The following is a 15,228-nucleotide window of genomic DNA, read 5'->3' on the forward strand; positions in this document are numbered from 1 at the left end:
TTTACCCCGTCAGGCCACCCGCCAGCACGGTGACCGCGCGACGGTTCTTGGTGTAACACGCCTCGTTCGAGCAGATCTCCAGCGGGCGTTCCTTGCCAAAGCTGACGACCTGCAGACGGTTGCCTGCGACCCCTTGCGACAGCAGATATTCCCGCGCGGCATTGGCGCGGCGCGCGCCGAGGGCCAGGTTATATTCCCGCGTGCCCTGCTCATCCGCGTGGCCTTCGATGGTGACCACATAATCCGGGTTCGCGGTGAGCCAGCGCGCCTGCCCCTGCAGGACGCTTTGTGCGGCGGGCGACAGCGTCGATTGGTCCACGGCAAACAACACCCGGTCGCCAACGGTTTGCTGGAAATAGGCAGGGCTGCTGGGGTCAAGCTGTCCCGCGGCACCTGCCCCCGCTCCCGCACCGGAGCCATTGCCCCCAGCCGTGTCGTCCCAGGGATTGCCTGCACAGGCACTCAGTCCCAATGCCGCTGCCACCAGCATTGCTTTTGTCAAACCACTCATGATGTCCGCCTCATCCCGTTTCCATATCTTGCACCAGATTTATCACAGCGCTGATGCCGCTGCCACTTTGGTCTTCGTTTCTGACGCGCGTGTTGGGCCAGCATGGCAGACGCGCGACACCTCAGTTCTGCAGTGGCGACCACGCCGGGTCCGACGCGCCATCCGGGGTGCGCACAGGTTTCAGGTTACGTCCTGACACATCCACCGAATAAAGCAGCGCCCGGCCGCTGGCGCCCTGGGTCTCGCGGGTGAACATGATCACCCGACCGTTGGGCGACCAGGTTGGCCCCTCATCCAGGAAAGACGCCGTCAGTAGGCGTTCCTCACTGCCGTCGGTGCGCATCACACCAATGTGGAACCGGCCCTTGTTCTGTTTGGTAAAGGCGATCATGTCCCCGCGCGGTGACCAGACCGGGGTGCCGTAACGCCCCGCGCCAAAGCTGATCCGCCGGGCCTCGCCCCCGGTGGCGGCCATCACATAAAGCTGCGGCGCGCCGGAACGGTCGCTTTCAAAAACAATCTGGCTGCCATCGGGAGAAAACGACGGGGCCGTTTCAATCGACGGCGCGCTGGTCAGACGGGTGCGGGCGCCGGTGTCGATATTCATCGTGAAGATATCGGTATTGCCGCCCTGCGACTGCGAATAAACCACCGTGCGCCCATCCGGGGCAAAGCGCGGTGCAAAACTCATGATGCCATTGTCCGCCGACAGAACCCGGCGTTGAACGCTGCCCACATCCAGCACATGAATCTGGGGAAAGCCGCTTTCATAGCTGGTATAAAGCACCCGGTCACCGGTGGGGGAGAACCGCGGCGCCAGCACGATGGAGGCGCTGTTGGTCAGATACTGCACATTGGCGCCATCGTAATCCATGATCGCCAGCCGCTTGCGCCGGTCATTCTTCGGACCGCTTTCGGAGACGAACACCACACGGCTGTCGAAATAGCCGCTCTCGCCGGTGATGCGGCTGTAGATCACATCCGCCACCTTATGCGCCATGCGCCGCCAGCCATCGGTGGTGCCGGAGAATTGCAGCCCGGTGCCCAGTTCCTTCTCCGCAAAGACATCATAGCCCCGGAACCGCACTGTCAGACGGTTGCCATTGACGCTGAGCGCGCCGGTGATCAGCGCCTGCGCATTCACCGCCTTCCAGTCGGCATAGGACACGGCGGCGTCAAAATCGGTGACTTTGGAGATATGGGCCGAGGCTAAGCACCTCTCGAAACAGGCCGGTGCCGCTCAGATCCGCTGCAATCACCCGCGAGATATCGCGCGCCAGTTCAGCCGCAGCAGGGGTTTCGGGCACAAAGCCGGGCACCGCATAGGGCAAGGGTTCGATCACCCCGTCGGTGATTTCGATCCGCAAGGGGCCATCCTGTGCCTGCGCAGGCAGAGCAGACGTCATCACCGCCGCTCCCAGCAGGGTCGCGCCCATCACGAGCGTTGCCAGATATGTCCTCATTTGATCCGCATCCTTTCGGGATTGAAGGTCATTTCGATATTACGCCATTGGGCATATTTGTCAGACGGAAGTTGGAAGCCGCGCGCACCACAGCGCAAAATCGCCCGTCGCGCCGCGCCGAAGGCCTGATTGGCTGCCGACCCTGACCCGCCGGTACTGGACAACATCCGAATGCTGCCCTCCTCAGGACGGCCATCCTGTGTCAGTGCGACGGAGACCACAACGGTGGTGCGCAGCGCCTCCGACGAGAGCGAGCCAACGTTCCAGCATTGCTGCACCGCAACCCGCAGCGCGTCCTTCTCGCCACTGGTCAGCGGCGGGCCAGAGGGTTCCGGCGCTTCCACTTCGCCGCCACCGGCGAGGGCGGCTGCCAGAGCATCCTCCACCGCATCCGCGCGGTCCGGGGTTGGATCTGTTGCGGGGTCAGCAGGTTCCGGCTCTGGCCTAGTTTCAGGCTCAGATGCGGGTTCAGGTTCGGGCTGGGCCGCTGGCGTGGGCCGATCCGGGCGCCGCCGCGGGCGCAGGGACTGCGCGGGGGCGGCGCTGGCCACCTGCTCGGTCTCGGCCTCCACCTCTTCGGTCACGATCCGGTCGTTGGCCGCCGCCTCGGCGGTGGCCTGCTGGGCCTCCTGTGCCGGCTCGGTCCCGACCTCATCGGACACTTCGGGTTGTGCTACATCAGCAATCTGGGTGTCCGGTTCCGGTGGTGCGACAGGTGTTGGCGCAACCCGGTCAACCGGGCGCAGCTGCGGGCGTTCGGTCAGCTGGGGCGTCACGCTGGTGCTATCCGGCACATCCGGTGGCGATGGCGCGGCCACCGGTGGCGTCGGCTCAACCGGCTGCGGTTCGGGTCGCTCCGTCAGTTCAGGGTCTGGCTCAGGCACAGTCACCGGTTCGGGCTGGGTGATCTGCGGCTCTGGCGCGGGCGGGGTTGGCGGGGTCACCTCCGGCGCGGGATCCGGGTCTGGCTGGCTCAGATCCCCTGCGGTATCCGCAACCACCGGTGCCGCGCGCTGCTGGCTCAGACGCGCGAACTCCTCGGTCGAGATGATCGCGACATCCTGCACCGCCAATGGCAGGGGTTCAGACGGGAACCAGGCGCCGAACACAACCCAGCCCGCCAGCAATCCGTGGCCTGCAAGAGAGATCTTGGTTCCGGTCTGCACACCCGTGCCCCGCCTATTGCCCGGTATCGTCGACGGCCCGCCCGTCAAGGCTCGGACCACCCACATCGGTCACCAGCCCAACGCTGGAAAAGCCACCGGCGTTCAGCGCGCCCATCACCTGCATCACCGCCTCATAAGGGATTGCCCCGTCGGCGCGCAGGAACACCTGATCGGAGGACCGCTCCGCCGCGATGGCGCGCAGTTTGGCGATCAACTCATCCGGGGCCACAGGCGTGGTCTGGATCTGGATTTCACCACCGGCGGTCATGGTCACGGTCAGCGGCTCTTCCTCATCCCCGGGCAAGGCCCCGGCGGCGGTCTTCGGCAGCTCCACCGGCACACCCACGGTCATCAAAGGGGCGGCCACCATGAAGATGATCAGCAAAACCAGCATCACATCGACAAAGGGCGTGACGTTGATTTCCGCCATCGGCCGCGCACGGCTGCGCCGCCGTCCCCGGCGTCGCCCGTTGGCGGCGGAAGGTTGAACCGAGGCCCCCATGGATCAGGAATCCAACTGACGGCTGAGGATGGTGGCAAACTCATCAGCAAAGGCCTCATAGCTGCCGATGATCCGGTCGCTGTCCGCGCTCAGCTTGTTGTAGAAAATCACCGCCGGAATCGCCGCCAGCAGCCCCAGACCGGTCGCCATCAACGCCTCGGCAATGCCCGGCGCCACAACGGCGAGGTTGGTGTTCTGCTGCTCCGCAATCTCAATAAAGGCGGTCATGATGCCCCAGACGGTGCCGAACAGCCCAACAAAAGGCGCGGTGGAGCCAACAGTGGCCAGGATCGACAGACCACTTTGGACATGTTCGCTTTCCTTGGCGATGGCGACATCCATCGACCGTTCGATCCGCGCCTGCGCGCCGGCAATCAGCGCCCCGTCGGTGCGGTGACTGCGCCGCCATTCGGTCATGCCAGCGGCAAAGATCCGTTGCGACTGCCCCTTGGGCTGCGGACCGATCTGATCGAACAGACCGTCCAGCGGCTCTCCCGACCAGAAGGCGCGATCAAACTCCGCCGCCTCGCGCCGGGCAAGGCGATAATTGATCAGTTTCTGCAGGATAATGGCCCAGGACCAGATCGACGAGCCAACCAGCATCAGCATCACCAGTTTGACCGTCAGGGTCGCCCGTTCAAATAGCCCCCACATGGAGAAATCAATCTCCTGCGCCAACGCCAGAGTTTCTGCTTCCATGGACCTGCTCTATGTTTTTGGCCGTCTTTCAGCCGTTTTCCGGCTTTCATTTGGCAAAAGGCTATCGCAGTTCAAGGCCAAAAGCCAATGAAACAGCCATGAGAGCAGGAATTGTTACAGTAATGCGCGAATCTCTGCCGGAAGGCGGATGGGCGCGCCACTCTCTGCATTGACGCAAACCACAGTGACAATCGCGCGAAACAGCTCCGTCTCGCCGCGAAACACCTGCTGTGACATGGTGAGCCGTGCAGGCGTGACCCTTTGCACCTCGGTCTCGATCCGCAGCTCCTCGTCGAATTTGGCAGGGGCGAGGTAATCCGCCTCAATGCGACGCACCACCCAGATCAGACCGGCGTCGCGCATAGCGTTCTGGTCGTTGCCGAGGTTGCGCACCCAGTCGCTGCGCGCCCGTTCAATGAACCGCAGATAATTGGCGTGATAGACGATCCCGCCCATGTCGGTGTCTTCATAATATACCCGAACCGGGAAGCGATGGATCATCTGTCTGGGCCTTTCTGGCGACGGCTCAGTGCCGGGTCGGGTTGGCGTCATCTGCGGGCGGCGTCACCGGCGCTTGCAGCCGCGCAAACAGGCGCAGCGCATGGGAGTTGTCGGCAGCAGCAACCGGCATCATCCGATCATAGGCAGCCGCAATCACCCCGGCAATCTCGGGCCGCAGAATGGTGGCGCCGGTGTCCGGCAGCACCGCCAGCGGCGAGGTCTCGGCAAAGGCGCTGTCGCCCCAGGTCAGCATCATCTGCACCGCCTGCGTCAGCGCCAGGGTTTCGGCTAAGCAGTTTTGCCATGTCACCGGCCATGCGCAGGAACACGAAACAGGCCTGAATGCCGCCCTGATCGTCAAAGCGAAACGCGCGGTACTGGCTGGCATCCGCCTGTTTCAGACGCGCCACCAGCGGGTCCAGATCCGGGATCAGCCGGTCCAGATCCGGCACGCCCGTCAACTCGTCCCAGTCGCGGAAGAAAAACACCATCAGGTTCGATCCCAGCTCGGGATCGGTCTCGGCCATTTGATGGCCTGCAAGGGTCACCACCGCCTCGATCGCGCCCTTGACGGTGGCCAGCGTGCAGTCCTCCACCCCAAAGACAATCGGTGCAATCGGTCGCCCCCAGCGGGCAAAGGCATAAGTGCCATCGGTGCGGGTAAACAGGGCTTCGATCTCGGCTGGGGTCATTATACGGCTCTCCACTCGGACTGCGGTCTTATGGGCGCTTAATGCCCGCTTGCGGGATCAACGACAAGGGTTGCGACCGGCTGCCACCCTGCATTTGCTGGCCTGAAATATCCCCGCCGGAGGCCGCGATGCGCAGGGCGCGGCGCGTCCATCAGGGTTTGCCACGTAGGTCAGCAGCTATGACCAAATGTTTCGCGTGCGAAACATACGCTAAAATTGAATCCAATTCTTCAAATCCACCTTAACCCTTCGCGGCAAATTTGACGCCAAACCGCACAAAGGCTGACGCCAACCGGCAACAGGTGACGCGTTACAGCAGCAGGTCGCCCTGACCGCGTGGCGGGGTCAATCCAAGGTGGGTCCAGGCCTTATGCGCCAGCATTCGGCCGCGCGGTGTGCGCTGGATCAGCCCCTGTTGCAGCAGGTAAGGTTCGATCACCTCCTCCAGCGCGTCGCGGCTTTCGCTCAGCGCGGCGGACATGGTTTCGATCCCGACGGGTCCACCGCCATAGTTCTCTGCCACCATCCGCAGATAGCGCCGGTCGGCGCCATCCAGACCCAGCTGATCCACCCCCAGCCGCGTCAGAGCGCCATCGGCCAGCTCCCGGGTGATGGTGCCATCGCCCTCGACAACCGCGAAGTCCACGACGCGGCGCAGGAGCCGTCCGGCGATCCTGGGTGTGCCGCGGGCGCGCCGCGCGATCTCGCGGGCGCCGTCATCATCGGCGGGGGCCCCCAGCTTGCGGGCATTGCGGCTGACAATCTCAAACAGCTCATCAATGGTGTAGAACTGCAGCCGCGTCGGGATGCCGAAACGGTCGCGCAGCGGTGTTGTCAAAAGACCCATGCGGGTGGTGGCGCCAACAAGGGTGAAGGGCTGCAACTCGATTCGCACAGTGCGCGCGGCTAGCCCCTCGCCGATCACCAGATCCAGCTCAAAATCCTCCATCGCCGGATAGAGCACCTCCTCCACCGCCGGGTTCAGCCGGTGGATTTCGTCGATGAACAACACATCACGCGCCTCAAGATTGGTGAGGATCGCCGCCAGATCGCCGGCCTTGGCCAGCACCGGACCGGAGGTCATGCGGAAGTTCACGCCGAGTTCACGGGCAACGATCTGCGCCAGCGTGGTTTTGCCCAAACCGGGGGGACCATGAAACAGCGTGTGGTCCATCGCCTCGCCCCGGCGGCGGGCGGATTCGATAAAGACGCGCAGATTGGCGCGGGCCTCGGCCTGACCAATGAATTCGCCCAGCCCCTGCGGACGCAGAGCGCGGTCGGTGTCGCCTGCGCTGTCTTCCGGCAGCGGTGCGGGGCGCAGGGTGGGGTCGGCGTCAATCATGGTCCCGCTTTCTGGCATATGCTTTGTCCGGCTGAAGGCCGGGCAGCGCCCGACCCTCCCCACGGGAGGGCGCTTCGCACCCACCCAGGCTCAGGCGCTGCTCTTTCCGTGTCATCATCACCCTTTCGGCGCCAGGAGGCGTAGGGCGGCGCGGATCAGTTCGGCCTCATTGGCGTCCGGGTAGGTGGCGGCAGCTTCGGCCACAGCAGCGGCGGCATCCGATGGACCATAGCCCAGATTGCTAAGCGCGGAGAGCGCCCCCGCAGAGGCGGCAGCCGCACCGGAGGGAGCCTTTGGCGGTGCCTTGCGGGGCGTCTTGCCGGTCTCCACCGGCGCGACGGATTCAACGACATCCAGACCGGGACCGTCCATGGCATCGGCGATGGTGCCGCCCATGGCCATCACACCCGGCGCCTTGTCCTTCAGATCCAACACGATGCGCTGCGCGGTCTTGGGGCCAACGCCCTTGGCCGCCTTCACCGCTGCCCAGTCGCCCAGAGCAATGGCGCGGCTGACGCCATCGGGGCCAAGCGCGCCCAAGATCGCCAGCGAAACCTTGGCCCCCACCCCCTGCACCGAGGTCAGCAGGCGGTGCCATTCTTTTTCAACCAGCGAGGGGAAGCCGTAGAGCTGCATCAGATCCTCGCGCACCACCATATCGGTATAAAGCGCCACCGCCTCTCCCGCGCCGGGAAGCGTGGCGAGGGTGCGGTCAGAGCAAAAGACGATGTAGCCGACACCGCGCACGTCGATCAGCACATGGTCAGTGCTGCGGTATTCTAGTCGTCCAGTCAGTTTTCCGATCACGCGCGCTTCTCCTTCAGCTGGCGGGTCTGCGTGCCCCCATAAAACGCATGACAGATGGCAATGGCCAGAGCATCTGCCGCATCGGCGTTCTTGGGCAGGCAGCCGGGCAGCTGAAGTTTCACCATGTGGAGGATCTGCTCCTTGGCCGCATGACCCACGCCGACCACAGTTTTCTTGACGCGGTTCGGCGCGTATTCACCCACCGGCAGACCGGCCTGCGCCAATGTCATCAGGGCCACGCCACGGGCCTGACCCAGTTTCAGCGTGCCCGCACCATCTTTGTTCACGAAGGTCTGTTCGATGGCGGCCTGATCGGGACGGTAGGCCGCGATCACCTCGATCACCTGATTGTGGAGGGACAGCAGCCGCTCCCCCAGATCATCGCCATCGGAGGTGCAGACGCCGTTTGCGACATGGCTCAGACGGGTGCCCTGTGATTCGATCACGCCCCAACCGAGGTTCCGCAACCCCGGGTCGATGCCCAGTATCCGCATGTCTGCCCTATCCCTGCCTGCCCCGGCAGATGGCCGAGTGGTCATTATTGTCGCAGGATTAGCACAAAACGCGAACATATCCAACCGCTTTCCCCCTGGATCGGGCACCAAATATCCGGCTTGAGACCGCGTGCGGATTGCCGGTTTTCGGCGGAATGCCCCAATCCTGTTCTGAAAACGACCACCCATATTATTGAAACCGACATTCCCCCTCTGCGCATGAAAAATCCGCAGAATTCCCTTGTTTTTATGGGTAATAAGCCATGCGTTTTGCGCATGGGACACATGCAATTTCGGCGATTGTCAGCGGCTTTTCTCCTCACTAAGTGCCGTCCATCGCCCCATGGCGAAGAGATTCATTCAACCTCCGAAAGGACGAGGACATGGCTGCATTTGACACCACCCGCACCACCTATGGCACCAGCAGCCTGTTTGGCCGCTTGAGCGCCAAGACCGCCAGCCTGCTGGCAGCGTTTGTCGACTGGAACGACGCTCGCACCACCCGCCAGACTCTGGGTCAGCTGAACGACCGCGAACTGGCCGATATTGGGCTGTGCCGCGCGGACATCGACCGCATTGCCGAAGGCAAGCCGGTCTTCTGAGGTCTGATCCCGCCCCGGTGCTGCCGGGCGGTCGATCATTCGGAATATGAAAAACGCCGCCTCCCGACGGAGCGCGGCGTTTTCTATAGGTCTGGTTTGCAGATCTGCGCCTCGGCGACACCCTGCTGCGTCGGACATGACTGCGCGACCGTTTTATGTCGGATGCCCCCCAGCGCCCGACACTTGGCCCGCCAGCCTGCCCCTCTACCGCAGCACAGGCCCGATCTTCTCGGCCAGGAACTGCGACACGGGATCCCGCTGCATAACAAATGCACCGGCTTTCTCCAGCCCGGTTCCTGCCCGCAGCTGATCGACACGGTGGTCGTAGCTGCCAAATCCCAGCGCTGCCATCAAGAACCCCTTGAACAGCAGAAACGCCGCGACAAACAAGATCACCGACCGGCCGGAAATCCGCGACTGTACCCGTCGCGGCGCCACCACGATCAACCCATCCGCGCGCACCTTAGCGGTGTAGCCGCGCGCCATGGCCCCGTGTTTGCGCTCCAGTCGGTCAAGCCGAGCGTAGAAATTGTTACTCTGTTCACCCATAACCAAAACCCTGCAATGGCTCCCACCATCCACATCTTAATGCTTAGGTAGGTAATGAGACCATTTTGGGGCGGGTCGTTAAAATGCTCAACAAACTTGAATGATTCAGCCTGTTTTCTGCAGAAGCAGCGTCGTCCAGTCACCAATCTCACTGCGCTGGACCAGATTGATGCCATTTTGTGCATAAACGCCCTGCACCTCATCCGCCTGCTCATTGAGAAGACCGGAGAGAATCGCATAGCCATCGCTGCGCAGATGCGCCGCCACATCCGGTGCCAATGCAACCAGAGGGCCCTTCAGGATGTTGGCGAAGATCAGATCAAAGGGCGCGGCATCAGCCAGGGCCGGAGCGTCAAAGCCCGCGGCCTCAAGACAGTGAACACGGCCTTCCATGTCGTTGGCCTTCAGGTTGGCCTCAGCCACATCCACAGCGACCTGATCAATATCGCTGGCCAGGATCTGCCCGTCCCAGACACGCGCGGCCGCCATTGCCAGAACTGCCGTGCCACAACCGATATCAGCCACTTTGTCGCCGACGAAACCATCGTCGATCAGCGTGTCCAGCGCCTTCAGGCAGCCCAACGTGGTGCCGTGGTGGCCGGTGCCGAAGGCCATCGCCGCCTCAATCAGCAGCGGAATGCGATCCGCGGGCACCTTGTCGGCATCGTGGCTGCCGTAGACAAAGAACCGGCCCGCCTCAACCGGGGCCAGTTCGCGGCGCACATGGGCCACCCAGTCGGTTTCCGGCAGTTCGGAGATCACAAAAGGCTGGGCGTCGAACATGGTCGCCAGCAGCGCCAGACCGGCCTCATCCGGGGTCTCGGTGAAATAGCCGCCAACCTCCCAAAGGCCGGAGCCATCCTCAACCTCAAACACGCCAAGGCCGGTGGGCTCCGGCGTCAGACGCTCCATCGCTTCGCCGAGCGCTTCGGCGGGGGCTTTTCCGGTCAGGGTGGTGAGGGCGGTGAAGGTAGGCATAGCGGTCTCCGGGCAATGGTTGCACAGCGCCTAGGCCCGTCGGCGGCGCAGGTCAAGAGCTGGCGGCGCAGGTCTGCCGGGGGCAACCGGGGGCAGCGCCCACGGCGATGCAGGGTCAGATCTGGCGCGCGCAGGCTTACTCCGCCGGGGCGGCGCTGCGCCATTTCACAAAGATCGTCTCATTGCCCGGCTCCGGATGGCGCGGGATCAGCAGCGACAGGGTGAGCGAGATCAGGGCCATACAGGCCGCCAGTGCGAAGACCGCCGCCGGGGAAACCACCCACAGCAGACCCAGCGTGACGGGCAAAACCACAGCAGCGATATGGTTGATGGTAAAGGCCACGGCAGCCGTCGGCGCGATATCAGACGGGTCGGCGATTTTCTGGAAATAGGTCTTCAGCGCCAGTGCCAGCCCAAACAGGATATGGTCCACCACATAAAGCACCCCGGCCAGCACCACGCCCCAGCTGAACCAGTAAAGCCCGCCATAAGCGGCAAAGACCAGCGCCAGCCCGGTGTATTCAAAAATCAGCGTCCGGCGTTCACCAAAGCGGGCCACAGCACGCCCCAATAGTGGTGCCGCGATCATATTGATCATCAGGTTGATCAGATAAAGGCTGGTCAGCTCATGCACTGCAAAGCCGAATTTCTCCACCATCATGAAGCTAAGCAAAGACAACAAAGATCTGCCGCCGCGCGCCGTACCATGAACTGCAGCGCATAATAGAGCCAGTAGCGCCGCCGCAGGATCAGGCGTTTGGTCTGCGGATGCGGGGCGTCGAATTGCGGATAGGCCAGCAGGCAGAAGATCGCCAGAACCGTGGTGGTGCCTCCGGCCAGCAGAAAGACGATATTATAGGTGAGGCCCAGCGGTTCCCACAGCAGCGCGATCAGGCTGTAGACCACCAGCGTCGCCGCCGATCCCGCCGCCACCAGCCAGCCCAGGATCTGCGGCGCGCGTGTCTTTGGCAGCCATTGCAGCTGCAGCGACTGGTTCACTGTCTCATAGTAATGAAACCCGATGGAGCTGAGCAGCGTGATCGTGAGCAACCCGCCAAGGCTGGGAAACCAGGCAGTGACCGCCGTCGCCACGCCCAGCATCATCAAGGAAACCAGCCCCAGCACCTGTTCGCGCACAAACAGGATCACTGCGATGACGCCAATGGCGAGAAACCCCGGAATCTCGCGTACCGTGTGCAGCAGGCCAATGTCTGCCCCGTCGAAATTCGCAGCCTCAATGACGAAGTTGTTGAGCAACGCGCTCCAGGTATTGAAGGCGATGGGCATGGTCAGCGCCATCACAAACAACAGAGTTGTCGGGCGGCGCCAGAGCGGCATGGAAGCGGCAGCTTCGGTGGGGACAGGTTTGAACATGCCCCAGCAGATACGCCCATCCGCCCCATCAGGCGAGGGAAAAAGCGCCGCGCACATCTGATCTGCATCAATGCACGGAGTAGCTTGGCCTCATATTCAGGTTTTCGAATAGTAACAAGAGGCTGATGCGATGCCGGAACTGGTTGAGATCATGGACTGGGCAGGCGAGCCAGTGACAGCGGCGCTGCTAGGCCTGCTGACCGGGGGGATCTTCGGCGTCGCGGCGCAGCGGTCGCGGTTCTGTCTGCGCGCGGCCACGGTGGAATTCGCCCGTGGCCGACTGGGGGACCGGGTGGCGGTCTGGCTCCTGACCTTTTCCACCGCGCTGGTCTGGGTCCAGGCCGGGCGCTTGCTGGGCTGGATCGACACCGATGAGGCGCGGATGATGGCAGTGCCCGGCAGCTGGTCCGGGGCCATCCTTGGCGGGGTGATCTTTGGTATTGGCATGGTGCTGGCGCGGGGCTGTTCCGGGCGGCTGTTGGTGCTGGCGGCGACCGGCAATCTGCGCAGTGTGGTCTCCGGGCTGATTTTTGCGGTGGTCGCACAGATGAGCCTCGCCGGGTATCTGGCACCGCTGCGCGACTATCTGGCCGGTCTCTGGATCACCACGGGCGGGCGCAATCTGGATCTGCTGGCAGCCTTTGGCCTGCCGGATTGGTCCGGGTTGGCGTTGGGGCTGGGCATGGCGGCTCTCGCCCTTGGGGTCGCGTTGCAAAACCGCATCGGCGCGGCGCGGCTGATCTTTGCCTCTGGTGTCGGCTTTGCGGTGGCACTTGGCTGGGGGCTGACATCGGCGCTGGCGCAGGTGGCGTTTGATCCGGTACAGATCGAAAGCGTGACCTTTACTGGCCCATCGGCACGGATGCTGATGTTCTTTCTGGATCGCGCCTCGGTGCTGGAATTTGATATCGGGCTGGTCGCCGGGGTATTTGGCGGCGCGATGCTGGCGGCGGCTTTGGCGGGCGAGATGCGGATTCAGGCCTTTGACGGGGCGGTCACCATGCGCAAAGCCATGATCGGCGCGGCTTTGATGGGGTTTGGCGGTATGCTGGCCGGGGGCTGCGCAATCGGCGCCGGTGTCACCGGCGGGTCGATCTTTGCGGGCACCGCCTGGCTGGCGCTGTTTTCCATGTGGGTCGGGGCCGTGCTGACAGATCTGCTGGTGGATCAGCGCGGCGTGGCGGCCCCCGCCTAGACGAGGTGCGAGGCGCTGCCCTGATTTATCTGCCTTGTTTTTCGACCGGACTTCAGAAGAAATTCTGCGGATCAATATCGACCGACAGACGCAGATCCCCCTTGAGGCGTGCCGGTTTGATCCAGCGGGCGATGGCGTCCTGCAGGGGGTGCCCTTGCTGGCCTTGATCAGCAGGCGCACCCGGTGGCGGCCACGAATGCGGGCAATTGGCGCCGGGGCCGGACCGAAGACCTGCGCGCCGATCTGGCGCAGCGGCATGTCATTGCGGGCCAGTGCCATCCCCAGATCCATAACGGCAGGCAGCTCCGGCCCGGAGAGGACAATACCGGCCATCCGCCCATAGGGGGGCACGCCCGCGGCCTGGCGTTCGGCGGCTTCGGCTTTCCAGAAGGCTTCTTCATCACCGGAGAGGATCGCTCGGATCACCGGGTGTTCGGGCTGGAAGGTCTGCATCAGCGCCTCACCCGGTTTGTCGGCGCGCCCGGCCCGGCCTGCGACCTGGCGCATCAGCTGGAAAGTGCGCTCCGCCGCGCGCAGGTCAGAGCCTTGCAGGCCCAGATCCGCATCAATCACGCCAACCAATGTGAGCAGCGGGAAGTTATGCCCCTTGGCCACCAGCTGGGTGCCGAGGATGATGTCGGCCTCGCCTGCGGCGATCTCCTCGATCCGTTGTTTCAGGGCGCGGGCAGAGCCGAAAAGGTCTGAGGAGAGAACCGCAATCCGGGCCTCCGGGAACAGCGCGGCGGTTTCCTCACCCAGCCGTTCGATGCCGGGGCCGACGGGGGCCATCTTGCCCTCGACCTGACAGGTCGGGCAGGCGTCCGGTACCGGTTTGGTCTCACCGCATTGGTGGCACATCAGGCGCTTCATGAAGCGGTGTTCGACCATGCGGGAATCGCAGTGGTCGCAGGTCACATGGCCGCCGCAGGCGCGGCAGATGGTGACTGGCGCAAAGCCCCGGCGATTGAGAAACAGCAGCGATTGCTCACCCCGTTCGATCCGCGCAGTCATCGCCTGCTTCAGCGTTGGCGAGATCCAGGTCGAGGCGGGAAGTTTTTCCGCCCGCATATCAATCGCGCGCATCTCCGGCAGAACGGCTGAGCCAAAGCGCGCCGCGAGATCAAGCCGTTTGTATTTGCCCGCCTCGGCATTAGCCCAGGTTTCCAAGCTGGGCGTTGCAGACGCCAGCACCACCTGCGCCGAACACATGGCCGCGCGCAGCACCGCCATGTCGCGGGCATTATAACAGACGCCTTCGTCCTGTTTGTAGGAGGTATCATGTTCCTCATCCACGATGATGAGGCCGAGGTTCTGATAAGGCAGGAACAGGGCCGAGCGTGCGCCGATTACCAGCTGCGCCTTGCCCTGCCCCACCATGCGCCAGACCCGGCGGCGTTCGGTCATCGTCGCGCCGGAGTGCCATTCCGCGGGCGTCGCGCCAAAACGCTGCTCGACCCGTTTGAGAAATTCTGCCGTCAGCGCAATTTCCGGCAACAGCACCAGCGCCTGACGGCCTGCACGCAGGGTGGCGGCGACCGCCTCCAAATAGACCTCAGTCTTGCCCGACCCCGTGACGCCCTTCAGCAGTGTGGTGCCGTAGCGGCCACTGGCAACGCCCTCGCCTAAAGTGGCGGCGGCGGCGGCCTGATCCTCGGTCAGGGTCTTGCCGGGCAGATCCGGATCCAGACGGGGATAGGGCAGATCGCGGGGCGCGTCCTCCTCGCGCAGGGCGCCCTGTTTCACCAGCCCTTTGATCACCGAGGTTGTGACCCCGGCCAGATCCGCAAGTTCTTTCGCCGTGAACGCCAGCCCGCGATATTCATCCGCCGCCGCAAGCACCCGTTCGCGGGGGTCTGTCATCCGGTCGGGCATCTGGCCCGTCGGGCGCAGCACCTTGCGCATGGACACCGGATCGGAGAGGCCGGGCGCACGGGTGGCCAGCCGCAGCATCGCTCGGCAGAGGGGTCAGTGTGTAATCGGCGGATTTGCTCAGGAACTGGCGCATCTCATCGCGCATAGGGGCCACGTCCAGCACCCGGTTCACCGGGCGCAGCTTGGCCGAATCGAAATCCCCGGCCCCCGGCCCCCAGATCACCCCAAGAACGCGGCGCGGGCCAAGCGGCACCTCGACATAGGTGCCCAGATGGCAGCCGCCTTCGGGGGCGCGGTAGTCAAGAACGCGGTCCAGCGGCTGTGTTGTCAGCACGCCAACCCGCTCGCCCTCGTTGAAAAATGCCTGCTCCTGCACGCTGCTTGCCTCTTTTGCCCGGTGGGGATGATGACCCCAAAGCGATGCCCGGCAATCGACGCCGGGCGCACGGGGGGTTTTTAAAGCCTCCGCCATCAGGTAAAG

12 protein-coding genes and 4 pseudogenes are annotated in these 15,228 nt (G+C 63.7%); 2 read left to right on the forward strand and 14 right to left on the reverse strand.

Annotated features, from left to right (window positions below; all coding sequences use genetic code 11):
- Position 1: 1 nt before the first annotated feature.
- From pal to ruvC, 10 genes and pseudogenes are all read right to left on the reverse strand, one after another.
- Positions 2-511, reverse strand: a complete 510-nt coding sequence (gene pal / locus L0Z65_RS10625) for a peptidoglycan-associated lipoprotein Pal (RefSeq protein ID WP_014879240.1) — start codon at positions 509-511, stop codon at positions 2-4.
- A gap of 121 nt (positions 512-632) precedes the next feature.
- A pseudogene (tolB, locus tag L0Z65_RS10630) lies at positions 633-1,974 on the reverse strand (Tol-Pal system beta propeller repeat protein TolB).
- Entirely contained in the window at positions 1,971-3,140 is a 1,170-nt protein-coding gene (locus tag L0Z65_RS10635; RefSeq protein WP_405107427.1) for an energy transducer TonB, read from the reverse strand. Before L0Z65_RS10635 ends, tolB begins: the two are co-directional and overlap by 4 nt.
- 13 nt (positions 3,141-3,153) lie before the next feature.
- Complete coding sequence (gene tolR / locus L0Z65_RS10640) at positions 3,154-3,642, reverse strand: protein TolR (RefSeq protein WP_040171989.1); 489 nt, start codon at positions 3,640-3,642, stop codon at positions 3,154-3,156.
- A gap of 3 nt (positions 3,643-3,645) precedes the next feature.
- Entirely contained in the window at positions 3,646-4,341 is a 696-nt protein-coding gene (tolQ, locus tag L0Z65_RS10645) for a protein TolQ (RefSeq protein ID WP_040171986.1), read from the reverse strand.
- A gap of 114 nt (positions 4,342-4,455) precedes the next feature.
- A complete protein-coding gene (gene ybgC / locus L0Z65_RS10650) occupies positions 4,456-4,842 on the reverse strand; it encodes a tol-pal system-associated acyl-CoA thioesterase (protein ID WP_405107431.1) in 387 nt (128 codons plus the stop codon).
- A 25-nt stretch (positions 4,843-4,867) separates the two neighbouring features.
- Positions 4,868-5,534 (reverse strand): annotated as a pseudogene (locus L0Z65_RS10655) (hypothetical protein).
- A gap of 310 nt (positions 5,535-5,844) precedes the next feature.
- Positions 5,845-6,876 carry a Holliday junction branch migration DNA helicase RuvB gene (gene ruvB / locus L0Z65_RS10660; RefSeq protein WP_405107434.1) on the reverse strand — a complete coding sequence of 344 codons (1,032 nt, stop codon included), beginning with the start codon at positions 6,874-6,876 and terminating at the stop codon, positions 5,845-5,847.
- A 117-nt stretch (positions 6,877-6,993) separates the two neighbouring features.
- Positions 6,994-7,683 carry a Holliday junction branch migration protein RuvA gene (ruvA, locus tag L0Z65_RS10665; RefSeq protein ID WP_405107437.1) on the reverse strand — a complete coding sequence of 230 codons (690 nt, stop codon included), beginning with the start codon at positions 7,681-7,683 and terminating at the stop codon, positions 6,994-6,996.
- Positions 7,680-8,177 carry a crossover junction endodeoxyribonuclease RuvC gene (gene ruvC / locus L0Z65_RS10670; RefSeq protein WP_405107440.1) on the reverse strand — a complete coding sequence of 166 codons (498 nt, stop codon included), beginning with the start codon at positions 8,175-8,177 and terminating at the stop codon, positions 7,680-7,682. Before ruvC ends, ruvA begins: the two co-directional genes overlap by 4 nt.
- Positions 8,178-8,560: 383 nt before the next feature.
- On the opposite strand from ruvC, the gene L0Z65_RS10675 reads away from it, so the two are divergent.
- Positions 8,561-8,779, forward strand: a complete 219-nt coding sequence (locus tag L0Z65_RS10675; RefSeq protein WP_024098276.1) for a DUF1127 domain-containing protein — start codon at positions 8,561-8,563, stop codon at positions 8,777-8,779.
- A 204-nt stretch (positions 8,780-8,983) separates the two neighbouring features.
- Here L0Z65_RS10675 and L0Z65_RS10680 read toward each other — a convergent pair whose 3' ends face one another.
- From L0Z65_RS10680 to L0Z65_RS10690, 3 genes and pseudogenes are all read right to left on the reverse strand, one after another.
- Positions 8,984-9,328, reverse strand: coding sequence for a hypothetical protein (locus L0Z65_RS10680; protein ID WP_040181879.1), 345 nt, complete (start codon positions 9,326-9,328; stop codon positions 8,984-8,986).
- A gap of 105 nt (positions 9,329-9,433) precedes the next feature.
- Positions 9,434-10,306, reverse strand: a complete 873-nt coding sequence (locus L0Z65_RS10685) for a 50S ribosomal protein L11 methyltransferase (protein WP_405107444.1) — start codon at positions 10,304-10,306, stop codon at positions 9,434-9,436.
- A gap of 136 nt (positions 10,307-10,442) precedes the next feature.
- Positions 10,443-11,680 (reverse strand): annotated as a pseudogene (locus tag L0Z65_RS10690) (MFS transporter).
- A 130-nt stretch (positions 11,681-11,810) separates the two neighbouring features.
- On the opposite strand from L0Z65_RS10690, the gene L0Z65_RS10695 reads away from it, so the two are divergent.
- The gene (locus tag L0Z65_RS10695; protein ID WP_405107447.1) at positions 11,811-12,875 is read left to right on the forward strand and encodes a YeeE/YedE family protein; all 1,065 of its coding nucleotides are present in this window, start codon (positions 11,811-11,813) and stop codon (positions 12,873-12,875) included.
- A 52-nt stretch (positions 12,876-12,927) separates the two neighbouring features.
- On the opposite strand, the pseudogene L0Z65_RS10700 reads toward L0Z65_RS10695, so the two are convergent.
- A pseudogene (locus L0Z65_RS10700) lies at positions 12,928-15,123 on the reverse strand (primosomal protein N').
- Between the last annotated feature and the right edge of the window lie 105 nt (positions 15,124-15,228).

The organism is Phaeobacter sp. BS52 (assembly GCF_045040595.1).
Classification (GTDB): domain Bacteria; phylum Pseudomonadota; class Alphaproteobacteria; order Rhodobacterales; family Rhodobacteraceae; genus Phaeobacter; species Phaeobacter piscinae.